23 protein-coding genes and 2 pseudogenes are annotated in these 23365 nt (G+C 69.8%); 11 read left to right on the forward strand and 14 right to left on the reverse strand.

The window, feature by feature from the left end; all coding sequences use genetic code 11:
- Positions 1-41: 41 nt before the first annotated feature.
- On the reverse strand, positions 42-914 hold the full coding sequence (locus AB0J04_RS15570) for a glycerophosphodiester phosphodiesterase family protein (protein ID WP_363168940.1): 873 nt from the start codon (positions 912-914) through the stop codon (positions 42-44).
- A gap of 270 nt (positions 915-1184) precedes the next feature.
- On the opposite strand from AB0J04_RS15570, the gene AB0J04_RS15575 reads away from it, so the two are divergent.
- The 7 genes from AB0J04_RS15575 to AB0J04_RS15605 all read left to right on the forward strand — a co-directional run bounded on the left by AB0J04_RS15575 (position 1185) and on the right by AB0J04_RS15605 (position 10549).
- Positions 1185-2051, forward strand: coding sequence for an MHYT domain-containing protein (locus AB0J04_RS15575; RefSeq protein ID WP_363168941.1), 867 nt, complete (start codon positions 1185-1187; stop codon positions 2049-2051).
- A 644-nt stretch (positions 2052-2695) separates the two neighbouring features.
- A complete protein-coding gene (uvrB, locus tag AB0J04_RS15580) occupies positions 2696-4834 on the forward strand; it encodes an excinuclease ABC subunit UvrB (RefSeq protein ID WP_363168942.1) in 2139 nt (712 codons plus the stop codon).
- A gap of 160 nt (positions 4835-4994) precedes the next feature.
- Positions 4995-5573 carry a TerD family protein gene (locus AB0J04_RS15585; RefSeq protein ID WP_363168943.1) on the forward strand — a complete coding sequence of 193 codons (579 nt, stop codon included), beginning with the start codon at positions 4995-4997 and terminating at the stop codon, positions 5571-5573.
- A gap of 57 nt (positions 5574-5630) precedes the next feature.
- Positions 5631-7670, forward strand: a complete 2040-nt coding sequence (locus AB0J04_RS15590) for a TerD family protein (protein WP_363168944.1) — start codon at positions 5631-5633, stop codon at positions 7668-7670.
- A 231-nt stretch (positions 7671-7901) separates the two neighbouring features.
- Positions 7902-8903, forward strand: a complete 1002-nt coding sequence (locus AB0J04_RS15595; protein WP_363168945.1) for a TerC/Alx family metal homeostasis membrane protein — start codon at positions 7902-7904, stop codon at positions 8901-8903.
- Between the two features lie 126 nt (positions 8904-9029).
- Positions 9030-9344 carry a hypothetical protein gene (locus tag AB0J04_RS15600; protein WP_363168946.1) on the forward strand — a complete coding sequence of 105 codons (315 nt, stop codon included), beginning with the start codon at positions 9030-9032 and terminating at the stop codon, positions 9342-9344.
- A 104-nt stretch (positions 9345-9448) separates the two neighbouring features.
- Positions 9449-10549, forward strand: a complete 1101-nt coding sequence (locus AB0J04_RS15605) for an ionic transporter y4hA (RefSeq protein ID WP_363168947.1) — start codon at positions 9449-9451, stop codon at positions 10547-10549.
- Positions 10550-10599: 50 nt separating this feature from the next.
- Here AB0J04_RS15605 and AB0J04_RS15610 read toward each other — a convergent pair whose 3' ends face one another.
- Entirely contained in the window at positions 10600-11973 is a 1374-nt protein-coding gene (locus tag AB0J04_RS15610; RefSeq protein ID WP_363168948.1) for an MFS transporter, read from the reverse strand.
- A 70-nt stretch (positions 11974-12043) separates the two neighbouring features.
- A complete protein-coding gene (locus AB0J04_RS15615) occupies positions 12044-13090 on the reverse strand; it encodes a S66 peptidase family protein (protein WP_363168949.1) in 1047 nt (348 codons plus the stop codon).
- Between the two features lie 104 nt (positions 13091-13194).
- On the opposite strand from AB0J04_RS15615, the gene aroQ reads away from it, so the two are divergent.
- Complete coding sequence (aroQ, locus tag AB0J04_RS15620; protein ID WP_363168951.1) at positions 13195-13668, forward strand: type II 3-dehydroquinate dehydratase; 474 nt, start codon at positions 13195-13197, stop codon at positions 13666-13668.
- A gap of 205 nt (positions 13669-13873) precedes the next feature.
- On the opposite strand, the gene AB0J04_RS15625 is transcribed toward aroQ, so the two are convergent.
- From AB0J04_RS15625 to AB0J04_RS15645, 5 genes and pseudogenes are all read right to left on the reverse strand, one after another.
- The gene (locus tag AB0J04_RS15625; protein ID WP_363168952.1) at positions 13874-14626 is read right to left on the reverse strand and encodes an amino acid ABC transporter ATP-binding protein; all 753 of its coding nucleotides are present in this window, start codon (positions 14624-14626) and stop codon (positions 13874-13876) included.
- On the reverse strand, positions 14623-15552 hold the full coding sequence (locus AB0J04_RS15630) for an amino acid ABC transporter permease (RefSeq protein WP_363168953.1): 930 nt from the start codon (positions 15550-15552) through the stop codon (positions 14623-14625). The genes AB0J04_RS15625 and AB0J04_RS15630 overlap by 4 nt, the downstream gene beginning before the upstream one ends.
- Complete coding sequence (locus AB0J04_RS15635; RefSeq protein ID WP_363168955.1) at positions 15549-16433, reverse strand: ABC transporter substrate-binding protein; 885 nt, start codon at positions 16431-16433, stop codon at positions 15549-15551. Before AB0J04_RS15635 ends, AB0J04_RS15630 begins: the two co-directional genes overlap by 4 nt.
- Positions 16434-16744: 311 nt before the next feature.
- A pseudogene (locus tag AB0J04_RS15640) lies at positions 16745-16930 on the reverse strand (MBL fold metallo-hydrolase); the annotation flags it as partial.
- Between the two features lie 52 nt (positions 16931-16982).
- Entirely contained in the window at positions 16983-17255 is a 273-nt protein-coding gene (locus tag AB0J04_RS15645; protein WP_363168956.1) for a hypothetical protein, read from the reverse strand.
- Positions 17256-17374: 119 nt separating this feature from the next.
- Here AB0J04_RS15645 and AB0J04_RS15650 point away from each other — a divergent pair.
- A pseudogene (locus AB0J04_RS15650) lies at positions 17375-17530 on the forward strand (IS5/IS1182 family transposase); the annotation flags it as partial.
- A 14-nt stretch (positions 17531-17544) separates the two neighbouring features.
- Here AB0J04_RS15650 and AB0J04_RS15655 read toward each other — a convergent pair.
- A complete protein-coding gene (locus AB0J04_RS15655; protein WP_363168957.1) occupies positions 17545-17829 on the reverse strand; it encodes a hypothetical protein in 285 nt (94 codons plus the stop codon).
- Entirely contained in the window at positions 17778-18299 is a 522-nt protein-coding gene (locus AB0J04_RS15660) for an alanine racemase (RefSeq protein WP_363168958.1), read from the reverse strand. The genes AB0J04_RS15655 and AB0J04_RS15660 overlap by 52 nt, the downstream gene beginning before the upstream one ends.
- 236 nt (positions 18300-18535) lie before the next feature.
- Here AB0J04_RS15660 and AB0J04_RS15665 point away from each other — a divergent pair, with 236 nt between their 5' ends.
- Positions 18536-18967 carry a hypothetical protein gene (locus AB0J04_RS15665; RefSeq protein WP_363168959.1) on the forward strand — a complete coding sequence of 144 codons (432 nt, stop codon included), beginning with the start codon at positions 18536-18538 and terminating at the stop codon, positions 18965-18967.
- 49 nt (positions 18968-19016) lie between these two features.
- Here the strand turns inward: AB0J04_RS15665 and AB0J04_RS15670 are convergent, their stop codons facing one another.
- Both AB0J04_RS15670 and AB0J04_RS15675 read right to left on the reverse strand, forming a co-directional pair.
- The gene (locus tag AB0J04_RS15670; RefSeq protein ID WP_363168960.1) at positions 19017-19673 is read right to left on the reverse strand and encodes a response regulator transcription factor; all 657 of its coding nucleotides are present in this window, start codon (positions 19671-19673) and stop codon (positions 19017-19019) included.
- Positions 19670-20821, reverse strand: a complete 1152-nt coding sequence (locus tag AB0J04_RS15675; RefSeq protein WP_363168961.1) for a sensor histidine kinase — start codon at positions 20819-20821, stop codon at positions 19670-19672. The genes AB0J04_RS15670 and AB0J04_RS15675 overlap by 4 nt, the downstream gene beginning before the upstream one ends.
- Positions 20822-21181: 360 nt before the next feature.
- Here AB0J04_RS15675 and AB0J04_RS15680 point away from each other — a divergent pair, with 360 nt between their 5' ends.
- Positions 21182-21427, forward strand: coding sequence for a hypothetical protein (locus tag AB0J04_RS15680; protein ID WP_363168962.1), 246 nt, complete (start codon positions 21182-21184; stop codon positions 21425-21427).
- A gap of 410 nt (positions 21428-21837) precedes the next feature.
- Here the strand turns inward: AB0J04_RS15680 and AB0J04_RS15685 are convergent, their stop codons facing one another.
- Entirely contained in the window at positions 21838-22491 is a 654-nt protein-coding gene (locus AB0J04_RS15685) for an MBL fold metallo-hydrolase (protein ID WP_363168963.1), read from the reverse strand.
- A gap of 9 nt (positions 22492-22500) precedes the next feature.
- Complete coding sequence (locus AB0J04_RS15690; RefSeq protein WP_363168964.1) at positions 22501-23187, reverse strand: maleylpyruvate isomerase family mycothiol-dependent enzyme; 687 nt, start codon at positions 23185-23187, stop codon at positions 22501-22503.
- Positions 23188-23365 lie beyond the last annotated feature (178 nt).

The raw sequence follows: 23365 nt of genomic DNA on the forward strand, positions 1-23365 counted from the left end.
CCACTGACAACGCCCCGGGGCCGCCGCCGCGCACGGGGACGTCAGTACCCGTACAGGGCTCGCCGCACCACGTCGGGCTTGTTGGTGATGATGCCGTCGACGCGGTACCCGGCGACGGTCCGTGCGGTCGCGGCGTCGTCGACGGTCCAGGCGTGGACCTCCATCGGCGTGCCGTGCGGTCCGGTGAGCGCGTGCACGGCGGAGACGTACTCCTCGGACAGGGAGGCGTACGACGGATTGATCATGTCGGCGAAGTCCGTGTACCGGCGCAGGTCCGCGACGGCGGGCGCACCGAGCAGACCGGTCCGCACCCCCGGCTTCGACGCGTGCACGATCCGCAGACAGTCGGCGCTGAAGCTCTGCACGATCAGCCGGTCGGCGAGATGCCGCCCGTCCAGCCAGCCCTCGTTGCTCAGCAGCTTCAGGGTCTGCTGCTCGATACCCGGATACAGCTCGGGGTTCTTGACCTCCAGGAGCAGCTTCTGGTGGTTGCGCTCGACCCGGTCGACGTACTCCTCCAGCGTCGGCACGCGCGCGCCCGCGTACGCGACGCCGAACCAGCTTCCCGCGTCGAGCCGTGCGATCTCGGCCGCAGTGAAGTCCCTCACCTTCCAGGGAGCACGGCCGGGAAAGACCACCTCGGCGTCGGTCGTACGGCGGAGACTGTCGTCGTGGATCACCACGAGTTCGCCGTCCTTCGTGCGCTGGACGTCGTTCTCCACCCACCGGATGCCCAGCGCGGCGGCCTTGTCGACGGCCTCCAGAGTGTTCTCGGGAGCCAGGGCGGAAGCGCCCCGGTGAGCGATCACCGAGGGCCGCACGGCGCTGCCCGCCCGCGCGTCGGGGACGAGGGGCAGGAGGGCGACGGTGCCGAGGACGGCGGTGGCCATGGCGGCGCCTACGCGTGCGTGCATGCGTACTCCTCGCGTCGGGCGATCACGTACAGCTCAACTGTGGCAGCAGAGGGTCGACGACGGGGAAGCGCAGGATGGCCACAGAATGAAAGGAGACGCCCGACGCCGCTCACCGGTGCCGCACATGTGGGGCAAGGGCGTGTTTCTTTGCCGGAAAATCGTTCGACCATTCCGGTGGGAGTCATACTCTCTCTCAGCCTTGACCGCGCTCAGCGGTCCTGGGAGGGCGCGTTTCAGGGAAATCGAGCAACAGGCGAAGGGCAACCGCGCATGCAAGGCACGGTCGACGGTTTCAGCTACGGACTCGTCACACCGCTGGTGGCCTACCTCATGGCCTGCCTCGGCGGTGCACTCGGTCTGCGCTGCACCACCAGAGCCCTGCTCGTCGCCCAGACCTGGCGCCCCGGATGGCTCGCCCTCGGCTCGGCGGCCATCGGCTCCGGCATCTGGACCATGCACTTCGTGGCGATGATCGGCTTCACGGTCGAAGGCGCCCCGATCCACTACGACAAGCCCCTGACCTTCGCGAGCCTGGGCGTCGCCATTCTGATGGTGGGGGTCGGGATGTTCATCGTCGGCTACAAGGGCGCGACCGGATCCGCGCTCTTCACCGGAGGCACCATCACCGGCCTGGGCATCGCGTCGATGCACTACCTGGGCATGGCCGGAATGCGATTCGACGGCAAGTTCGAATACAACACGCTCACCGTCGCCGCCTCCGTCGCCATAGCCATGGCCGCGGCCACCGCCGCCCTGTGGGCCGCGGGGCAGGTCAGGGGCTTCCTGTGGAGCGTGGGCGCCAGCCTGGTCATGGGGCTGGCCGTCACCGGCATGCACTACACCGGCATGGCCGCCCTGCGGGTCCATCTGCACACGGCCGAGGCCCCGACCGCGGGCGACTCGCCCGCCACGCTCCTCGCGCCGATGCTGATCGGTCCCCTCGCGTTCCTCTGCCTCGCCGGCGTCGTCGTGATGTTCGACCCGCTGATGGTCATGGGCAAGCCCGACTGGATCCCCGCCGAGCACAAGCCCGGCGTCCCGGCGCACCCCCCGGCCGCGCACCCGTCGCGCCGCTCCGTGCTCCGCAGCCGCCGCAAGCTCGAACACCGAGACACCCGAACCCCCCAGAACCGCTGACCTCGCCGGAACCGTCGCCCGACACGAGAGGGGCCGCAGGGCGGCCCCTCGGAGCCCCTTGACCGTCAGGCGCGCACCGGCCCGAGAGACCGCCGGCCGGAACGCCGCACACCCACCCGGGCCGACTCGCCGGGAAGCTCCGGGCAGGACGCCGTGGCCCCCCGTCGGAGCCCGCGAGACTGCCGGTCCGGACGCCGCGGACCCGCTGGGCCCGCACCCCCGAAGCGACCGAGCCGCACCCTCCACGCAGTGGGCCGGCCCCCTGACCGCTTTGATCGGCACCCGCCGAACCGCCGGGTTGGGTGCTGCCGGACTGCCGGGCCGGGTGCCGCGAAACCTCGGGTCGGACCCTGCGGAGTCGCGGGGGCCTGACCCTCCCGGCAGTGGTCCAGCCCCTGGCCCCCTTGATCAGCACCGGCCGAACCGCAGGACCGGGCCCGGCCGAACCGCAGGACCGGGCCCGGCCGAACCGCAGGACCGGGCCCGGCCGAACCGCAGGACCGGGCCCGCCGCCGGGCCGGGCACCACCACCCCTCGCGCCGAGCCCCCCGAAGCGTTCGGCCGGGACCGCGAAGGGTCCCGCCCGAAGCCGTGAAACCGCTGATCGGATCCCGTTGTCAGTGGGGGGCCGTACGGTGGATGTCATGCGGCCCGTTTCCCAGATCGAACGCACGGTGGCGCCCTTCGAGGTCGTCAGCCCCTACCAGCCCAGCGGTGACCAGCCGGCGGCCATCGCCGAGCTGGCCAAGCGCGTCGAGGCAGGTGAGAAGGACGTCGTCCTGCTCGGCGCGACCGGCACCGGAAAGTCCGCGACCACCGCGTGGATGATCGAGAAGCTCCAGCGCCCCACCCTGGTGATGGCCCCGAACAAGACCCTGGCCGCCCAGCTGGCGAACGAGTTCCGCGAACTGCTGCCGAACAACGCGGTCGAATACTTCGTCTCGTACTACGACTACTACCAGCCCGAGGCGTACGTCCCGCAGTCGGACACCTACATCGAGAAGGACTCCTCGATCAACGAGGAGGTCGAGCGCCTGCGCCACTCCGCGACCAACTCGCTGCTCACCCGGCGGGACGTCATCGTGGTCGCCTCCGTCTCCTGCATCTACGGTCTCGGCACCCCGCAGGAGTATGTGGACCGGATGGTCCCCCTCAGGGTCGGTGACGAACTCGACCGGGATCAACTGCTGCGCCGCTTCGTCGACATCCAGTACACGCGCAACGACCTGGCGTTCACCCGCGGCACCTTCCGGGTGCGCGGCGACACCATCGAGATCTTCCCGGTCTACGAGGAGCTCGCCGTCCGCATCGAGATGTTCGGCGACGAGATCGAGGCCCTGTCCACCCTGCACCCGCTCACCGGCGAGATCATCAGCGACGACGAACAGCTGTACGTCTTCCCGGCCACCCACTACGTCGCGGGACCCGAGCGCCTCGAACGGGCCGCCAACGACATCGAGAAGGAGCTGGGCGAGCGCCTCGCCGAGCTGGAGAAGCAGGGCAAGCTCCTGGAGGCCCAGCGCCTGCGGATGCGCACCACCTACGACCTCGAGATGCTCCGCCAGATCGGCTCCTGCTCCGGCGTGGAGAACTACTCGATGCACTTCGACGGCCGCCTGCCCGGCTCCCCGCCGAACACCCTGCTGGACTACTTCCCGGACGACTTCCTGCTCGTCATCGACGAGTCCCATGTCACCGTTCCGCAGATCGGCGCCATGTACGAGGGGGACGCCTCCCGCAAGCGCACCCTCGTCGACCACGGCTTCCGGCTGCCCTCCGCCCTCGACAACCGCCCGCTGAAGTGGGAGGAGTTCCAGGAGCGCATCGGGCAGACCGTCTACCTGTCGGCGACCCCCGGCAAGTACGAGCTCTCCCGCGGGGACGGCGTCGTCGAGCAGATCATCCGCCCCACCGGCCTCATCGACCCGGAGGTCGTCGTCAAGCCCACCGAGGGCCAGATCGACGACCTGGTGCACGAGATCCGCGGGCGCGTCGAGAAGGACGAGCGGGTCCTGGTCACCACGCTCACCAAGAAGATGGCCGAGGACCTCACTGCTTACTTCCTGGAACTCGGCATCCAGGTGCGCTATCTGCACAGTGACGTCGACACGCTGCGCCGCATCGAGCTGCTGCGCGAGCTGCGGGCCGGCGAGTTCGACGTCCTGGTCGGCATCAACCTGCTGCGGGAGGGCCTCGACCTGCCGGAGGTGTCCCTGGTCGCGATCCTCGACGCCGACAAGGAGGGCTTCCTGCGCTCCGGCACCTCGCTGATCCAGACCATCGGCCGCGCGGCGCGCAACGTCTCCGGTCAGGTCCATATGTACGCCGACAAGATCACCCCGGGCATGGAGCGGGCGATCGAGGAGACCAACCGCCGCCGGGAGAAGCAGGTCGCCTACAACACGGCGAACGGCATCGACCCGCAGCCGCTCCGCAAGAAGATCAACGACATCGTCGCCCAGATCTCCCGCGAGGAGGTCGACACGGAGCAGTTGCTCGGCTCCGGCTACCGCGCGAAGAAGGACGGCCGGGGCACCAAGGCCCCGGTGCCCTCCCTCGGCGACAAGGCGGCCAAGGGCGCCAAGCCCAAGGCGGCCAAGGGCGGGGCGACGGTGCCGACCGACCGCCCCGCGGCCGAACTCGCCGAGCAGATCGAGGAGATGACCGAGCGCATGCGGGCCGCCGCCGCGGACCTCCAGTTCGAGGTCGCCGCCCGGATCCGCGACGAGGTCTCCGAAATGAAGAAGGAACTGCGCCAGATGAGAGAGGCGGGTCTGGCCTGACGGGCTCGTGCGGTTGCTGTGCCCGGGCAGCGCACGCGCTGTGTTGCAAGACCGACACAAAGTGCGGGCCTGGGTACGGCACTGTCAGTGCTTTTGCGTAGGGTTTCCGTCAACCGCGGGCGCCGCGGCAACAGGGGACAGTTCGAGAGGGGATCAGCGCGTGACCGTCAACATGACCAAGGGTCAGGCCATCAGTCTGCAGAAGAACGACGGGGGCAGCCTGACCGCGGTGCGCATGGGTCTCGGCTGGCAGGCGGCCCCGCGGCGCGGCCTGTTCGGCTCCCGGACCCGGGAGATCGACCTCGACGCCTCCGCCGTTCTGTTCGCGGACAAGCAGCCGGTCGACGTCGTCTTCTTCCGCCACCTGGTGAGCGACGACGGCTCGGTCCGTCACACCGGTGACAACCTCGTCGGCGGTGTCGGCCAGGGCGGCGACGACGAGGCGATCCTCGTCGACCTCTCCCGCGTTCCGGTCCACATCGACCAGATCATCTTCACCGTGAACTCCTTCACCGGCCAGACGTTCCAGGAGGTGCAGAACGCCTTCTGCCGTCTGGTCGACGAGACCAACGGCCAGGAGCTCGCGCGCTACACGCTCGCGGGCGGCGGCGCGTACACGGCTCAGATCATGGCGAAGGTGCACCGGGTGGGCGGGGGCTGGAACATGACGGCCCTCGGCGCCCCGGCCAACGGCCGCACCTTCCAGGACCTGATGCCCGCCATCCTGCCGGCGCTGTAAGGCGCACGAGCGGCACACGACGACACCGACACACGCGACGCAGGGGGACGACAGGCGATGACGGCCGAGCTGGCGCGGGGGCAGAACCACCCGCTCTCCCAGGTCCGGCTCGAGATCCGGGTCTCGGCCGGCAAGCCCGTCGTGGCGGTGGCCACACTCGGCGACGAGACCGGCAAGGTCCACGGCGTCGAGTGGGTGGTGCACCCGGGCGTGCCCACCCTGCCCGGGCTGGAGGTCTCCCGGCAGGCGGCCGCCGACCACCGTCTCGCGGTGGACCTGGACGCCATGCCGGCGGCCGTGCACCGGGTCAACGTCCTGCTCGCACTGCCGGTGGGGGTCGGGGGGCCGGTCAACTTCGGCTCCCTCGCCTCCCCGTTCGTCGCGGTCACCGGCCTCGACGGCGCAGAGATCGCCACCTACACCATCACCGGCCTGGAGGCGGAGTCGGCGGTCGTCGCGCTGGAGCTGTACCGGCGGCAGGGCGCCTGGAAGGTGCGCGCCGTCGGCCAGGGCTATGCGGGCGGGCTCGCCGAACTCCTCACCGACCAGGGCCTGTCACAGGCGTACCAGCTCGCGGCCGGTATCAACGACGCCGTGGCCCAGGGCCTGGCCCGCTCGGTGCCGGCTCCGCCGCCGCGTACGGCCGACGCCGACCGCTCCCGGCAGGCGGCCGCGTCCGCGCTCGGCCCGGACCAGAGCGGTTCACCGTACGGGGCACAGGGCGCTCAAGGTGCCCAGAGCACCCAGGGCGCCGCCGGCCCGTACGGGGCCAGCCAGAACCCGCAGGGACCTTCCGGACCGGGCTACCCGCAGGGCTCCACATCGGGCAGTCCGGCGGACCCGGCTGCCGCCCAGCCGACGCAGGCCCCCTCCACCGGCGGTCCGATCGACTACAGCCACCCCCGTCGGCGCAACACGGCTCCGCCCCCGCCGCCCACCGCGCCCCCGGCCCAGCCCGGGCAGCCCGCCCGGCCCGTGGCGGGCGACGCGACCGGCTGGTCCATGGACGAGCGGCTCTACAACCAGGCCTGGGGCATGTTCGAGGACCTGGCCCGCGCCGCCGCCGCGTACCGCAGCGCGGTCGACTTCGCGGACACGCGGATGGAGAAGGAGCTCGACCAGGTCCTGTCCGATCCACGCAGCAGGATCGGCGGCCAGGGCGACGCCGCCCGCGAGGCGGCCCAGGCCAAGTACGTCCAGCTCGTCGACCAGGCCCGGGAGGCGCTGGACCGGGATCTCGCACAGCTCACCGCCGAGGCAGAGGTCGTCGAACCGGCGCTGCCCGCGGCGTTCGCGCGCTGGGACAACCCCGTCTGGCACGCCTACCGCGTCCCCATGGAGATGCCCATGGCCCTGCGCCTGGGCGATCTTCACCTGCCCGAGAGCGAGCCGCTGCGCGTCCCGATGCTGGTCCGGCTCCCGCTGGAGCGCGGCCTGTGGATCGACAGCGGGCGCACCTCGTCGTCCGACGGATCGTTCGCCGACTCCCATGAACTGCGGCGCCTCGCCATGGAATCGGCGGTGGCGCACACGGCCCGGCTGCTGGCCGTGCACCCGGTCGGCGAGTTCACCGTGCACGTCATCGACCCGGCCGGCTCGGGCGCCCGGGAACTGACGCCCCTGGTGCAGCACGGGGTGCTCGCGGGTCCGCCCGCGGTCGGCGCGGCGGGCGTCGCCGCGGTCCTGGGCCGGCTCACCGAGCGCGTCGACCTGGTGCACATGGCGGTGCGCGGCGGCGCGGCCGACTCGCTGCCGCCCGGCTTCGACACGTCCCAGCAGCTCCTGGTCGTCAACGACTTCCCGCACGGTTTCGACGACCGTGCCGTGACCCAGCTGCGCTACCTGGCGGACGAGGGCCCGGCCGTCGGCGTGCACCTGATGATGGTCGCCGACCGGGAGGACGCCGACGGTTACGGTCCGTTGCTGGACCCGCTGTGGCGCGGACTGCTGCGGCTGACGCCGGTGCCCGACGACCACCTCGCCGACCCCTGGGTGGGACACGCCTGGACGTACGAACCGGCCCTCGTGCCGCCCGGCAGCCAGGTGCTCCAGCAGGTCCTCGCCCAGCTCGCGATGGCTCGCCCCAAGAACACGTAAAGGGTCCTGACCAGGGAACTTGGTCTTTCTTTTGCCAATCGCTTTACCTTTTCTTGGTGGTTGGGGTACTGTTTTCCTCACGGAGGGGAGTACTCCCTGCTGCGGCGTACCCGTCAATACGGATCAGAGTCGATCCCGGGGCGTCGGCCCGTCCTTGATGGACCGGGTGGAAGAGACCTCCGGCAGCGCAACGACGCTGATTACCTGCCGTTACGTACTGCCGGAGGCGCAGTGGATGTTTCCGTGGCCCTATGGGTCCTGACCATCGCGGGCCTTGCCGCCCTCATCGCGGTCGATTTCTTCATCGGCCGCAAGCCGCACGACGTGTCCATCAAGGAAGCCGGGATCTGGACGGTCGTCTGGATCGCCCTGGCCGGGCTCTTCGGGCTCGGTCTGCTGATCTTCGGCGGCGGTGAGCCCGCCGGCGAGTTCTTCGCGGGCTTCATCACCGAGAAGTCGCTCAGCGTCGACAACCTCTTCGTCTTCGTCCTGATCATGGCGAAGTTCGCGGTCCCGTCGCAGTACCAGCAGCGGGTCCTGCTCGTCGGCGTCCTCATAGCCCTGGTCCTGCGGGCGATCTTCATCGCCGCGGGCGCCGCGATCCTCGCCAGCTTCGCCTGGGTGTTCTATCTCTTCGGCGCCTTCCTGATCTGGACCGCCTGGAAGCTCATCCAGGAGGCCCGCTCCGGCGACGAGGAAGAGGAGTTCGAGGAGAACAAGCTGCTCAAGTCGGTGGAGAAGCGCTTCGGTGTCGCCGACCGCTACCACGGCACGAAGCTGTGGATCGAGCAGAACGGCAAGCGGGTCATGACCCCGATGCTGGTCGTCATGCTCGCGATCGGCTCCACCGACGTGCTCTTCGCCCTCGACTCCATCCCGGCGATCTTCGGCCTGACGCAGGACCCGTACATCGTCTTCACCGCCAACGCCTTCGCCCTGATGGGCCTCAGGCAGCTGTACTTCCTCATCGGCGGCCTGTTGAAGAAGCTGGTCCACCTCAGCTACGGCCTCTCGGTCATCCTGGGCTTCATCGGCGTGAAGCTGGTGCTGCACGCACTGCACGAGTCCGGGGTGCACGTCCCCGAGATCAGCATCCCGGTCTCGCTCGGCGTCATCTGCTCCGTCCTCGTCATCACCACGCTCACCAGCCTGCGAGCGTCGAAGAAGCAGGCGGCGGCCGAGGCGGCGCAGACGGCGGGCGAAGGCGCTCCGAAGGACAGCATCGAGGCCTGACCACGGACGACGTAGGAACAACCACCCCCGGGAGCGGTGCGCGGCTGATTGCCGAGCATCGCTCCCGGTGCTTCCTTGGGAGCTGGGCGTTTCCGTGCGGAGACGCCGGATACAGGTGGAGGCACCATGAGCACATCGCAGCGGTTCGTGCAGATCGTCGAGTTCGAGACCGACAGCATCGACGAGATGCGCGCCCTGGCCGAGGAAGGGGAACAACGCCTCACCGACCGGGCCGACGGCCCGACGCGCCGCCTCGTCCTCAAGGACAGGGGCCGCCCGAACCGCTACCTCGTGGTGATCGAGTTCGACTCCTACGACGAGGCCATGCGCAACAGCGACGACCCGGAGACGGGCAAGTTCGCGGAGCGGATGGCCGCGCTGTGCACCAGGCCCCCGTCCTTCACCGACTGCGACGTCGAGGACACGACCGAGTTCAGGTGACGGCCGAGTTCCCGCAACGACGGTCGCCATAGAGGCTGGAGAAAGCCGCAAGGGCCGTACGGGCCGGAAATGCGAAGCCCGTACGGCTCTGCGACGATCGCCGCATGATCGCTCGGCTCAGGCCGGTCATGACCCGGTGGACGTCCCTCGTGCCGGCGCTGGCGGTCGTCCTGCTCGTCCTGACCTGGGGACGCGACCTGTCCGGCGCGGTCGTCGCACTGGTCACCCCGGTCCTCGCCGGAGCCGTCCTGGCCGCCGTCCACCACGCGGAGGTCGTCGCCCACCGGGTCGGTGAACCCTTCGGCTCCCTCGTCCTCGCGGTCGCCGTGACGATCATCGAGGTCGCCCTGATCGTCACGCTGATGGCGGACGGCGGCGACAAGAGCTCGACGCTCGCCAGGGACACGGTCTTCGCGGCCGTGATGATCACCTGTAACGGCATCGTCGGCCTGTGCCTCCTTGTCGCCTCACTGCGCCACGGCACGGCGGTCTTCAACCCGGAGGGCACCGGCGCCGCCCTGGCGACCGTCGCGACCCTGGCCACGCTCAGCCTCGTCCTGCCGACCTTCACCACCGGCAAACCCGGCCCGGAGTTCTCCGGGGTCCAGCTCACCTTTGCCGCACTGTCCTCGCTGATCCTGTACGGCCTGTTCGTGGCGACGCAGACCGTCCGGCACCGCGACTACTTCCTGCCCGTCACCCGGCAGGGAGACGTCATCAGCGCGGACGACCACGCCGGCCGCCCGAGCTCCAGGACCGCCCTGCTCAGCCTCGGGCTCCTCGGCCTGGCCCTGATCGGCGTCGTCGGCCTCGCCAAGGGCGTCTCGCCGACCATCGAGTCCGCGGTCGAGGCCGCCGGTCTCCACCATGCGGTCGTCGGTGTGATCATCGCGCTGCTCGTGCTGCTCCCCGAGACCATCGCCGCACTGCGCTCCGCCCGCCGCGACCGGGTGCAGACCAGCCTCAACCTCGCGCTCGGCTCCGCGATGGCCAGCATCGGTCTGACCATCCCCGCGGTCGCCCTGGCCTCGATCTGGCTCTCCGGGCCGCTCGTCCTGGGCCTCGGCTCCACTCACCTGGTGCTGCTCGCGCTGACCATCGTGGTCAGCTCGCTGACGGTGGTCCCGGGACGGGCCACGCCGTTGCAGGGCGGCGTCCACCTCGTGCTGTTCGCCGCGTACCTGGAGCTGGCGATCAACCCGTAGCGGCGCGTAAACGCTTGCGTAAACGCTCGCGTAGACGTTTGCGCAAGCGTTTACGCGCAGTCCCCGGCAGCCGCCTCGGTCGCCGCCACCGGCCCTGGCTTCGCCACCTGCCCGGCGACCTGCCCCGCTGTCCTCCCCGGTACCTGCCCCGGTACCGGCCGGGTCTCCGGCAGCAGCGCGAAGCAGCCCAGGCTGAGCAGCGCGACCCCCGTCAGATACGCGCCCACACCCCACGGCACCCGCCCCGAGTGCTCCGCGAGAGCCGTCGCCACGATCGGCGTGAGCGCGCCCCCGAGGACGCCGCCGAGGTTGTAGCCGACCGCCGCACCGGTACAGCGCACGCGCGGCGCGTACAGCTCCGGCAGATACGCCGCGATCACCGAGAACATCGTGACGAACGCGATCAGCGCCCCCAGGATGCCCAGGAACATCGGCAACGGCTCGCCGGTCGCGAGCAGGAAGACCATCGGGAACATCCACAGCGCGGCAGCCGCGCATCCGGCGAGGCACAGCGGCCGTCGGCCGTAGCGGTCGCCCAGCAGCGCCATCGCGGGCGTCAGCGACCCCTTCACCACCACGGCGGCCAGGATGCAGGCGAGCATGACCGTACGACTCACCCCGAGCCGCTCCGTCGCATAGGCCAGGGACCAGGTCGTCACGGCGTAGAAGATCGCGTACCCGACGGAGAGCGCGCCGGCGGTCAGCAGGACGAGCCGCCAGTGGTCGCGCACGACCTCGACGAGCGGCACGCGCGCGTGGTTGTCGATCTCCAGGAACCGAGGGCTCTCGGGCAGCGACGACCTGAGCCACAGCCCGAGCACGGCCAGCGCCCCGGCCGCCCAGAAGGGCACCCGCCACCCCCACTGCGTGAACTGCGCGTCGGTCAGGGTCGCCGCCAGGGCCAGCACCACCCCGTTGGCGAGCACGAAGCCCACCGCGGGCCCGACCTGCGGGAAGCTCGACCACAGGGCGCGCCGCTCGGCGGGCGCGTGCTCGGCGGTCAGCAGCACCGCGCCGCCCCACTCCCCGCCGAGCCCGAGCCCTTGCAGGAAACGCAGCACGAGCAGCAGCAGGGGAGCGGCCACGCCGATCGTGTCGTACGACGGCACGCAGCCGACCGCGACGGTCGAGGCGCCGGTCAGCAGCAGGGAGACGACGAGCACGGGCCGGCGTCCGTGCCGGTCCCCGACATGCCCGAACAGCACCGATCCCAGCGGCCGCGCCACGAACCCCACGCCGAACGTCGCGAAGGCGGCCAGCGTCCCCGCGAGCGGCGAGAACGTCGGGAAGAACAGCGGCCCCAGGACCAGCGCGGCTGCCGTCCCGTAGACGAAGAAGTCGTAGAACTCGATGGCGGTCCCGGCGAGCGAGGCGGCCGCGAGCCGAGGCATGGAGGGCGTCTTCACGGTGTGTACGTCGTGCATGCCGCGTCAACTACCCACGGTGACCACGGGTTACGGGGGCGTGTGGGAGCGCGGCCCGCCTCCGGGAGCCTCAGTAGGTGACGGTGATGCGCCGCGCGGGACCGTCGACACGGACCGTGCCGCCATAGGGGATGACGAGTTGCGGGTCGGTGTGACCGAAGTCCACGTCGAAGACGGCCAGGGTGTCCGGGGCGTACGCCTTCAGCGCGCGCTCCACCGCCTCGCGCTGCTCGGCGGCGTAACGGGCGCCCTCCTGCGGGCTGTTGGGTTGCTCGAAGGACCACGTCTTGGCGCGGGCCATCAGCAGCGCCGGGAAGCGGTGCAGCAGGCCGCGCTCGCCCATGCTGCGCAGGATCCGGAAGACCTCCGTGCCGCTCGGCAGCTCCTCCGAGGTCTCCAGGAACAGCACGCCGCCGTCGTACGCCGACAGGTCGCGCGCGATCTCACGGTCGGCCATCAGCAGCCAGGACAGGATTTCCAGGTTGCCGCCCCAACTGCGGCCCTCCACTGCGCGGTCGGCGTTCAGCCAGGTCCAGCCGGTGCCGGGACGGGTCTCCGGTTCGGTGTCGAAGGTCGCGGGGTCGGCCCAATCGCGGTTGACGTCGCTCCAGCGCTCGGTGGGCCGCAACTCGTACTCGCCCGAGGTGAACAGGGCGGCCCGCAGGGACTCGGCGGTCAGCGGGTCCATGGCCACGGGACGCCCGAGCGCCGTCATCACGGTCGCGCCGTGGAAGCCGACGATCCCTGTGTTGTACAGGTACGCCAGCAGGTTCGTGTTGTCGCTCATCCCGAAGAACGGCTTCGGGTTCGCGCGGATCAACTCGCGGTCCAGAAACGGCAGCACGGTGATCTGGTCGTCGCCGCCGATCGCCGCGATGACCGCCTTGATGTCCGGGTCGGCGAATGCCGCGTGGATGTCGGCGGCGCGTTCCTGGGGCGTCGAACCCATCTTCCGGGTCGCCGGATACTCGACCGGTTCCAGCTCGAACTCCTTGCGCAGTCGCTCCAGACCCAGTTCGTGGGGGCGCGGGAAGAGCCCGGGCAGCGCGGCGCCCGGCGAGATGACGGCTATGCGGTTGCCGGGTGACGGCTTGGGGGGATAAGCAGGGGTCGTCATGCCGGGAGCGTACGGGCCGCCCCGCTGCCGGTGCACCGTGATAAACCGGGGTCTGAGCAGCGGTCCTTGACAGGCCGCCTTCCCTTGAACGGACCGGAGGAACCGTGCCCCGCACCCTGGCCAACGCCCCGATCATGATTCTGAACGGCCCCAACCTGAACCTCCTGGGCCAGCGTCAGCCGGAGATCTACGGTTCCGACACCCTCGCCGACGTCGAGACGCTGTGCGTCAAAGCGGCGGCCGCGCACGGCGGCACGGTGGACTTCCGCCAGTCCAACCACGAGGGCGAACTGGTCGACTGGATCCACGAGGCACGGTTGAACCACTGCGGCATCGTGATCAACCCAGGGGCCTACTCGCACACCTCGGTCGCGATCCTGGACGCCCTCAACACCTGCGACGGTCTGCCCGTGCTGGAGGTCCACATCTCGAACATCCACCGGCGCGAGGCCTTCCGACACCACTCGTACGTCTCGCTGCGCGCCGACGGCGTCATCGCCGGCTGCGGGGTGCAGGGGTACGTGTTCGGCGTGGAGCGCGTCGCGGCACTCGCGGGCACGGGAAAGACCGACGCGTAACGACCGGTCTCCTGGCGGACGCCTCTTACCGCAGCTCCTAGACCCGTACTTCGCAGGTCGCCGAAAAGGTTCGCCGCAGCGGCCTCTCAGCGTCCGATCTCGACTGGGTCGGTCCGGGACCGCTATTGCCGTAGCGGTTCCGATCGGCGAGCGATCAGCCACGACCACTTGATCTTCACGATCGGGTGACCTGCGAAGTACGGGCCTAGAGGCGTCCGGCTTCGACGATCCGCCGCAGGAACTGCCGTGTGCGCTCCTGTTGCGGGTCGCCGAAGACCTGCTCGGGGATGCCGCGTTCCAGCACGACCCCGCCGTCCAGGAAGCAGACCTGGTCGGCGACCTCGCGTGCGAAGCCCATCTCATGCGTGGCCAGCACCATGGTCATGCCGTCGCCCTTCAGGTCTCGGACCACGTTCAGGACCTCGCCCACCAGCTCCGGGTCCAGCGCCGCCGTGATCTCATCGAGCAGCAGCAGCCGGGGACGCACGGCCAGGGCGCGCACGATCGCCACCCGCTGCTGCTGGCCGCCGCTGAGCCGGTCGGGGTACTCGCCCGCCTTGCCGGCCAGCCCGAGGCGCTCCAGGAGCTCCCTCGCGTACTCCTCGGCCTGCGCGCGGGCGACCCCGTGCACGCGGCGCGGGGCGAGCGTGATGTTCTGCAGCACCGTCATGTGCGGGAACAGGTTGTACGCCTGGAAGACCACGCCGATCCGGCGCCGCACCGCGTCCTGGTCGACGCGCGGGTCGGTGATCTCCTCGCCGTCCAGCCAGATCGCGCCGTCGTCGACGTCCTCCAACAGGTTGGCGCAGCGCAGGAGGGTGGACTTGCCGGAGCCGGAGGCGCCGATCAGCGCGGTCACCGTGTGCGGGGCGACCTCCAGGTCCACGTCCCGCAGGACGACCGAGTCGCCGAACGTCTTGCGGACGGACTCCATCCGCAGCACGGGCGCGTCGCTCATGTCGTTCCTCCTTGCGCCCGCTGACGGTCCATCCGGGCCGTCACCCAGTCCGTGAAGCGGGTCATCGGGATGGTCAGGGCCACGAAGACGAGCCCTGCGACGATGTACGGCGTGTAGTTCAGACTGCGGCCCACGATGATGTCCGCCGCGCGCACGGCGTCGACCGCGCCGCCGATCGAGACGAGCCCGGTGTCCTTCTGCAGTGACACCAGGTCGTTCAGCAGCGGCGGCACCTGCCGGCGCACCGCCTGCGGGAGCACCACGTAGCGCAGCGCCTGCCGGTTGGACAGGCCCAGCGAGCGGGCCGCGGCGCGCTGCGAGGGGTGCACGGACTCGATGCCGGCGCGGAACACCTCGGCGACGTACGCCGAGTACGTCAGCGTCAGCGCCGTACCGCCCAGCAGCACGGGGTCCACGGTCACGCTCTGTAGCCGGAGCGCCGGGACGCCCAGCACTACGATCATCAGGTTGATGATGAGCGGCAGACCGCGGAAGAAGTCCGTGTAGGCCGCTGCCAGCACCCGCAGCGGGAAGAACACGGGGCCGCGCAGCGTGCGGGCCACGGCGATGAGCATGCCGAGCACCAGCACGGCGGCTCCGCAGATCAGCAGCAGCCGGACGTTCAGCCACAGCCCTTCGAGGACCTTGGGCAGCGCCTCGCGCGCGTACTGCCCGTTGAAGAAGGTCTCCTTGGTGCGCGGCCAGCCGGGCGCGCCGACGACGACGAAGTAGAGGGCGACACCCGTGACCAGGGTCGACAGCGCAGCGATCGCCGTGGCGCGGCGGGCACGCGCGCGTTTGTAGCGTTCGCGCTCCAGCCGCCGCTGCGACGGGGCGTACGCGTCACGGCCGCCGTCACCGCCCCCGGACATGTCGTCCTTGCCGTTCGCGCCCTCCCGGCCGGACTCGTCCTTCGTGACCGTCACTTGAGCACCGGTGCGTCGACGGCGTCGGAGAGCCACTGCTGTTCGATCTTCGCCAGGCTGCCGTCCTTGCGGAGCGTGTCCACGGCGGCGGTCACGCAGGAGGTGAGCGCGCTGCCCTTGTCGAGTACGAGCCCGAACTGCTCCGGCGCGGCACCCTGGTTCGCGAACTGGCCGACGATCTCGGCGTCCGTCACCTCGGCGGCCGTGATGTAGAAGGCGGTCGGCAGATCGACCACGATGGCGTCGACCTGGCCGTTCTTCAGCGCGGACTTGGCCTGGTCGTTCTTGGCGTAGACGGCCGCCTGCTGCGACGGCCGCACCACGTCGTCGATGTAGTCGAGGCTGGTCGTGCCGACCTGGGCGCCCAGCTTGAGGCCCTTGAGGCCGGCGATGGTGGTCGCACTCGCGGCCTTCGTGCCCTTGAGGGCGATGACGGCCTGACGCACGTCGTAGTATCCGGACGAGAAGTCCACGGCCTTCTTGCGCTCGTCGCTGATCGACACCTGGTTGATGTCGAAGTCGAAGGTCTTCTCGCCCGGCGCGAAGGCCTTGTTGAACGGCACGCTCTGCCAGACCACGGCGCTCTTGTCGTAACCGAGCTGCTGCGCGACGGCGTACGCCACCGCGGACTCGAAGCCTTCGCCGTTGGCCGGCTTGTCGTCCTTGAACCACGGCTCGTACGCGGGCTGGTCGGTCGCGATGGTCAGCTTGCCGGAGGTCTCGGTGGCCAGCTTGCCCTTGGCGCAGGTGTTCGTACTCGAACCGGAAGGCGTGGTGGCCGCCTTGTCCTCCGGCTGCGGAGCGCAGCCGACGGCGGTCGCGAGGAGGGCTACGGTGGCGCCGGCCACGGCGCGGCGCAGAACACGAGGGGCGGGATGCATGGCGGGAGAGTGGCAGCCAAATCGCTGTTTGTCGAGGTCACACCAGCAGTTGTTCGCATGGTGGGAACGGGTGTTGCAGTCTCGTGAACAGGCGCTGTGCCCGGCCGGTTGAGCGCCTGGGCCGCCGGCCGAGGGCGGGGATCGTGGACCGGCGGCCCATTCCGCGCCGGAGCCGTCATCCCGCGCGGGGCTGCCACCAGTTGACCGCGCAACCACCTGTGCGGGGAGCGCGCGCAGGGGGTCGGCGCGTGCGCGCGATTCACACGGGGCGCGCGTTCGGTGACGCACGCCCCCTGTATGGACGACTCAGTTCACCACCCGCGCGCGTGCCACTCCGGAAGGTGCGGCCGCTGCGCGCCCAGCGTGGTGTCGTCGCCGTGTCCCGGATAGACCCAGGTCTCGTCCGGCAGCACGTCGAAGATCTTCGTCTCCACGTCGTGGATCAGGCTGGCGAACGCCTCCGGGTCCTTGCGGGTGTTGCCCACGCCCCCGGGGAAGAAAGCGGCTACGGGCCAGACTGAGTTGACCCATGCGGGCATGGGTCGCAGCCTACGGCCGCCCGCAGACAGCGAGCAGGGTTCTCAGCGCGGGTGCGTCGGCCGGCCTGGTGTGCCGGATGCCCGGACGGGAGTAGGCCGCGATGTCCAGTTGGCGGTCGCTGCTTATCGCGGCCTCCGTGGTCTCTGCTCTGGCCAGGAACGCACGGGAGCGTTGGAGACAGTAGGCGCGCACTTCCTCGTCGCTGGCGTCCCCGAGGTTGAACCCTTCCGGCGCCGGGGGTGCGGTGGACTCCGCCCGGTTCCACGGTCGGTCTTTCGCCATGTCTTTTCCCTCCCACTCGGTGCGGATGGGCGTCCGCGTCGTGATCGAAATGTTGGCACGCCCATCGGGAGCCCATACGGGGCTTCAGGCCCCACGTCTTGCCGCGCTGGACGCCCTTGCGTTCGCTCCCTTCCTCGCAGCGGCTGCGCCGTCACCGGTGGACCGTGGCCTGGCTGGCCGGGGGCCGTCGCCTTCACCGTCGTTACGAGCGCAAGGCTGAACACTTCCTTGCCTTCGCCGGGATAGCCGCAACTCTGATCTGCTACCGGGCTCTCGGCCTGCTGCGAGCTCAGGTATTGGCACCTCGCGCCGTTACCTGCCAGCGGTCGATCACCTCGCGGTTTCGGACGACCGGCAGCTCCTCGACGAGATTCACCGGCGTGCATATGCGGTTGGGGACGACAGCGACCAGCGATCCAAGGCGTGGTCCCCGCGCCCCCTCCGGAAGCCGGACAACGGCGTGGTGCTCCCACAATCCGGTGATGGTTCCCTGCGGGAACCGGGGCAGGTAGCCGTGGCCCGTCACCCAAGGCGACCGGTCGGAGCCGAGGACCTTGCTACCGACATCAAGCACAAGCGGTCAAGGGCGGGAACGCTGATCACCGTCGCCGCGGCAACCAGCGCCAGATCCTCCACACCGCAAGTGCCGATGGCCAGCTGGGTGGCGTCATTGAAGACGTAGACACCGGGCCGCAACTCGTTCACCTCTCCCGGCTGCCACCGCCCCACCGTAGGAGTCGACCCGCCGCTGACCACACGGACGTCGAGCCCAAGGTCCCGCAGCACCTGTGCGGCCTCGCTCAGCGTGCGCTCCTCGTCCCGTGCGGCACGCTCGCGCGCCTGCGCATCGTGCCCGTAGCCGTGTCCCGGGAACGTGAACACGCCGACAACATCCAGTCCTGCGTCGGCGGCAGCCTTCCCGACCTCACCGGCAGCGTGAGGCGGTACTCCCGTGCGATGGCTCCCGCTGTCGACCTCGACGAGCACCTCGACCGGCCGTGCGCTGCCGCGCACAGCCTTGCCCAGCTCACCAGCGAGTTCCACCTGAGCGCTGACGGGTGCTGCCGACCGCCGTCCCTACTCGTCACCGGTGGACAGCGGGCGGACTGGCCTCGTGGGCCGTGTCGTTCGCGGTGAGGCTGAAGGGCCGTTGGCAGCGGCAGAGGGGTCGGGTTCACCTGCACGTACCCCACTGGTGTACCCCTACGTACGCCACAGGTTTACCCGCACTCCTACGAGCGTGGGATGGCTTCGAGCCCTTGGAATGCCAGGCTCGTCTCATGAAAACGCAACGTAGAAATCGACGTCTTCTGGCCGCGTCCATCACCGCCGGCGTGATGACCATCGCCACCTTGGCAACAGCCAGCCCCGCCTCCGCCACCGCGAGAGTCTGCGGAAACGGCGGGTCCGACTCCCTGGGGTACTGGGAGGTCTGCTACAAGATCGTCGGCCATGACCTGTTTGTCGAGGAGGTCATAGGAAGCGCCAGGCGAACCGACGGCAGCAACGGCAACAAGTCGGTCCACCTCGAGTACATCAAGGCCGGCGGCGTGCACTGGAAGAACGGCTCCCAGTATTCCACCAGCGCTTTTTCGGAGGGCACCGTCCTCAACGCTTCCGTTTCGAGGGCGGGCAACTACTGCGCCAAGCTCTGGATCGCCAGCGGCGGCCGCCAGCACTACGGCGGTGAGGCCTGCATCTACGTCCACTGATCCGCGCCGGATCGGGCAACGGCTCGGCACGGAACAAGTCGCCCGGCCGTTATCCGCCCGGGGTCACGAGCCCCGATTCGTAGGCCACCACCACGGCCTGTGCTCTGCTGCCAAGGTCCAGTTTGGTCATCGTGCGGTTGAGGTGGGTCTTGACGGTCGCCTCGCTGATGTAGAGGCGCTCGGCGATCTCCAGGTTGGACAGGCCACGGGCGATCAGTTTCAGGACCTCCAGTTCGCGGGCGGTCAAGGCCTGCAGATCGGGGGGCTGTTCGCAGGCGGTCTGCCGGGCGTACGCCTCCACCAGGCGGTGGGTGACGCTGGGCGCGAAGAGCGCGTCGCCGCCGGCGATCGCGGCCACGGCGGCGAGCAGCCGTTCCGGGCCGGAGTCCTTGAGCAGGAACCCGCAGGCTCCGGCGCGCAGTGCCCCGTACACGTACTCGTCGAGGTCGAAGGTGGTCAGCATCAGGATGCGGGGCGGGGGGTCGGCGGCCTCGGCGAGGATGCGTTCGGTGGCCTCGATGCCGTTCATGCCGGGCATGCGCACATCCATCAGGATCACCTCGGGGGCGGTTCGGGCGGCCAGGAGGACGCCCTCCGCGCCGTCGCTCGCCTCGCCGACCACCTCGATGCCGGGTGCGGCACGCAACAGGCCCACCAGGCCGGCCCGGATGAGGAACTGGTCGTCCACGACGAGCACGGTGGTCATGTGGTGGTGCCGTCCCCCTGCTGTGCGGCCCGCGCGGACGTCGGCAGGATCAGCCGCACGGCGAAGCCACCTTGGTCCTGCGGGCCGATGTTGATCTGCCCGCCGTAGAGCTTGGCCCGCTCTCGCATGCCGAGCAAGCCGTGTCCGCCGCCGGTTCGTACTCTGTCTGGAATCACCCCCTCACCGTCGTCCGTGACCGAAACCGTCACCTGGTGCGGTTCATACCTCAGCAGTACCTGCGCACTCGCGCCGGGCGCGTGCTTGAGGACGTTGGTGAGTGCCTCCTGCACCACCCGGTAGGCGCACAGTTCCACGCCAGGGGCCACCGGACGCTCGACGCCCTCGACGGTCAAGGCGACCTCGGTCCCGCCGGCGCGGACGCGTTCGGTCATCTCGCCGAGGCGGGCCAGGCTTGGCATCGGGCCGGCGGGGGCACCCTCGTCGGAAGCGCGCAGCACCATGAGCATGCGGCGCAGTTCTTCGAGGGCTTCCTTGCCGGTGGCTTCTATCGTGTCGAGTGCGGTACGCGTGGTCTGGCGGTCGGTGTCGAAGACGAACCGGGCGAGACCGGTCTGTACGGAGATCACGGACATGTGGTGGGCGACCACGTCGTGCAGTTCGCGGGCGATCCGGCCGCGTTCCTCGGCCACCTCGCGCCGGGCCCGCTCCGCCTGCTCCCGGCGCAGCTGCCGGGCCAGCTCGTTCGAGCGGCGGGCGAGGACACCGAACCGCCACAGCATCGCCGGGTAGACCACCGCCTGTCCGATGACAGACGCCCAGGAGTCGGTGTGGTTCACCGCACCCGCGTAGATCCAGACCCCGCCCATCAGCGCGGCGCAGGCGACGGAGACGCGCGCCACGCGCACGGAGGCGACGGTGTAGACGGCGAGCATGGGTCCGAAGCTGCATACCACGGGCCAGTAGCCGGCGGTGATGTACACCAGCCAGGTCGCGTGCACGAGGCAGCAGACCACGACAGGGGCACGGCCGCGGAGGACGAGCGGCAGGTGGACCAGGACGACCAGCGCGTAGGCGGCTCCGTCGAGCGGATTCTGGCCCTGCCGCGCGGCCTCCGGCCCCAGCAGTAAGGCCACGCTGGTCAGCGCCGCCACAATCAGCGCGTCGACGACGAGGGGGCGGATCCGCATCGCAGCAGCGTAAGGCCTGCCCTGCCTGATGGGCGTCAACCTTCCGCGGTACCGCGGAAGTTGCAGAAACAATCAGCAAGGTCTCCACCCATGACCACACCACGGCAAAGACCGTTGCAGTACTAAGCCCTCTAGCCGCATAGAGGATGTGGATGTGGTCTGTTGGCTTTGACCTGCGCATTCTCAGGCAGATGGCACGTCCCTTGCGTGCCTCTCGTGCTCGCGTGAACGGGTGCGGATGCGCTCTGCCTCCGCCGGGGTGAGGCTGGCGGCATGGCTTCCGCCCGTGGTCCTATACCCGCCCGACGAGGACGGCGGGCGGCGGGCCGGAGGAGTGGGGCTACCACCAGGGAGACAACAATGACTGTCCGTACCTATGTCTCGACGACCGTGCGGAACGACCGTGTCGACGAGGTTCTCCACGCGCTGGAGAACGTGGATCCGGATGCGATCGTGACATCCGTCAACCGCTCGGACGCTCCCGACGTCCCCGCCGGGGTGTCGGTATCGCTGACCGCTGATGCCCGTGAGGCGGTGAAGCAGCAGCTCGATGTGATTCCCGGTCTGGAGTGCGAGATTGACGTGCGGGACACCGAGGATCTGTGAGCCGGACATGCGGATGGCCCCCCGCCGGTCTTGGACCAAGCGGAGGGCCATCCGTCACGGCGGCCAGGAAGACTCAGCGGTTACCTGCTTCGTGCGTACGGGGCGAGGCGTTGTGCGCCCGCCCGCCGACCGACCCGGAGCTTCTTGCCGAGACGAGGCAGCGCAACCTGAAGAGTGGGATCGCGCCGGGTAGCCTTCGAAACTGATCACGGGCGGCGGTCATCCTGGATCCCGCCTGGCCTTAGCGCATGATCTGGCACCGATGTTCCCCCCACGGTCACTGCTGTCGGCGTCGGTGACGGAGCTCTGGACGCCACCGTCCGTGGGGCTGATGCTGCCCGAGCGTCGACAGGCCAACGCGCGACCGCCCCCGCTTCGGTTTCGAAACGGGGGCGGTCGTCGTCGGACGGTTACCAGCCTCGTGCGCGCCATTCCGCGAGGTGGGGCCGCTCCGTACCGAGGGTGGTGTCGTTGCCATGGCCCGGGTAGACCCAGGTCTCGTCGGGCAGGACGTCGAACAGCTTGGTCTCCAGGCCGCCCATCAGGGAGTTGAACTCTTCCGGAAGTGTTGTCCGACCTGGACCCCCCGGGAAGAGGCAGTCGCCGGTGAAGACGTGGGGGTGGCCGTGCGGGTCGTCGTAGACCAGGGCGATCGAGCCGGGCGTGTGCCCGACCAGATGGCGCGCGGTGAGCTCCACGTTCCCCACCCGGATGACGTCGCCGTCGTCGACCGGGACGTCGGTCGGTACGGGGATGCCCTCGGCGTCCTCCCGGCCGGCGTAGGTACGCGCGTGCGTGCCGGCCACCACCTCGGCGAGCGCCTGCCAGTGGTCGCCGTGCTGATGCGTGGTGACGACGGACGCGATGCCGTCGTCGCCGATCATGCCGAGCAGGGCTTCCGCGTCGTTGGCCGCGTCGATCAGCAGCTGTTCGTCCGTGGCCCGACAGCGCAGCAGATAGGCGTTGTTGTTCATCGGGCCGACCGCGATCTTGGTGATCATGAGGTCCTTGAGCTCGTGCACGTCGGCGGGCCCGCCGACCGTCACCTCTCCGCTGTACGTCATGACGGCAGCCTATAGCGGGGGAAGGGCCGGGAGCGTGCCGCCGTCGACCGTCAGTGCGGATCCGTCCCGGCGGCCTGCGAGCCAGCCCAGGAGGTCGGCGGGAGAGCCGGTGACGATCACCTCGGGCCCGTCGGCCTTGCGACCCGTGCTCCACACGCGCGTGGTGTCCGTCAGGCGCGTCGGCGGTACGTCGGGATGTCCGTCGAACCGCTCCGCGAGGAACTCGATCTCCCGCTCGGTGAAGTCCTCCGGCAGATCCTCCAGCTCGTATCCGGTGCCGAGGTCCACGTGGTGCAGCTCCACCTCCACCCACCGCCGGAAGGGCACGCGGGCCGCCGTGTCGACGACCCCGTTGCGCAGCTGCACCGTGCGCGACCAGTCCGCGGGCGCCGCTCCCGCCTCCTGGAAGCGGGCCCCGCTCTCCCGCACGTCCATGAGCTGCACGTCCAGGGGGCGCGGGGCGTCCCGCTCGATGTCGGCGTCGCGCACCTGCGCGTCGGCGTACATGGGGCGCCCTTCGAGGACGTTCACGAGGGCGTCGGCGTTGCGGGCGATGTGGGCGAGCACATGGCCACGGCTCCAGCCGGGCAGGCGTGACGGCTCGACTGCCGACGTGTTGTCCAGTGCGCCCACTTCGCTGAGCAGTCGCTCGGTCGCGGCACGTACAGACTCCAGGTCATGAGCGTGATCAGTCATGTTGCTGACCCTAGCCCCGCCACTCCTTCGGGTGAAGGCGGCCGCCCGGACCCGCAAATCGAATGCACGTGCTATATGGTCGGTGGTGGCGTCGGGCATGCTGGAAGGCCGGGGATTGTTGTGAACCGGTGAATCCCGACCGGCGTTGTCAGTGGCTCCCCCTAGTCTGAGGAAGACG

Origin of the sequence: Streptomyces sp. NPDC050263, assembly GCF_040655955.1 — a bacterium.
Lineage (GTDB): Bacteria > Actinomycetota > Actinomycetes > Streptomycetales > Streptomycetaceae > Streptomyces.

Coding starts and splice junctions, on each gene's coding strand:
- AB0J04_RS15610 (WP_363168948.1), bottom strand. CDS start 11,973: ATGCACGACGTACACACCGTGAAGACGCCCTCCATGCCTCGGCTCGCG.
- AB0J04_RS15635 (WP_363168955.1), bottom strand. CDS start 16,433: ATGCATCCCGCCCCTCGTGTTCTGCGCCGCGCCGTGGCCGGCGCCACC.
- AB0J04_RS15615 (WP_363168949.1), bottom strand. CDS start 13,090: ATGACGACCCCTGCTTATCCCCCCAAGCCGTCACCCGGCAACCGCATA.
- AB0J04_RS15625 (WP_363168952.1), bottom strand. CDS start 14,626: ATGAGCGACGCGCCCGTGCTGCGGATGGAGTCCGTCCGCAAGACGTTC.
- AB0J04_RS15690 (WP_363168964.1), bottom strand. CDS start 23,187: ATGACTGATCACGCTCATGACCTGGAGTCTGTACGTGCCGCGACCGAG.
- AB0J04_RS15685 (WP_363168963.1), bottom strand. CDS start 22,491: ATGACGTACAGCGGAGAGGTGACGGTCGGCGGGCCCGCCGACGTGCAC.
- AB0J04_RS15665 (WP_363168959.1), top strand. CDS start 18,536: ATGAAAACGCAACGTAGAAATCGACGTCTTCTGGCCGCGTCCATCACC.
- AB0J04_RS15575 (WP_363168941.1), top strand. CDS start 1,185: ATGCAAGGCACGGTCGACGGTTTCAGCTACGGACTCGTCACACCGCTG.
- AB0J04_RS15670 (WP_363168960.1), bottom strand. CDS start 19,673: ATGACCACCGTGCTCGTCGTGGACGACCAGTTCCTCATCCGGGCCGGC.
- AB0J04_RS15605 (WP_363168947.1), top strand. CDS start 9,449: ATGATCGCTCGGCTCAGGCCGGTCATGACCCGGTGGACGTCCCTCGTG.
- AB0J04_RS15645 (WP_363168956.1), bottom strand. CDS start 17,255: ATGGCGAAAGACCGACCGTGGAACCGGGCGGAGTCCACCGCACCCCCG.
- AB0J04_RS15600 (WP_363168946.1), top strand. CDS start 9,030: ATGAGCACATCGCAGCGGTTCGTGCAGATCGTCGAGTTCGAGACCGAC.
- AB0J04_RS15680 (WP_363168962.1), top strand. CDS start 21,182: ATGACTGTCCGTACCTATGTCTCGACGACCGTGCGGAACGACCGTGTC.
- AB0J04_RS15675 (WP_363168961.1), bottom strand. CDS start 20,821: ATGCGGATCCGCCCCCTCGTCGTCGACGCGCTGATTGTGGCGGCGCTG.
- AB0J04_RS15570 (WP_363168940.1), bottom strand. CDS start 914: ATGCACGCACGCGTAGGCGCCGCCATGGCCACCGCCGTCCTCGGCACC.
- AB0J04_RS15590 (WP_363168944.1), top strand. CDS start 5,631: ATGACGGCCGAGCTGGCGCGGGGGCAGAACCACCCGCTCTCCCAGGTC.
- uvrB (WP_363168942.1), top strand. CDS start 2,696: ATGCGGCCCGTTTCCCAGATCGAACGCACGGTGGCGCCCTTCGAGGTC.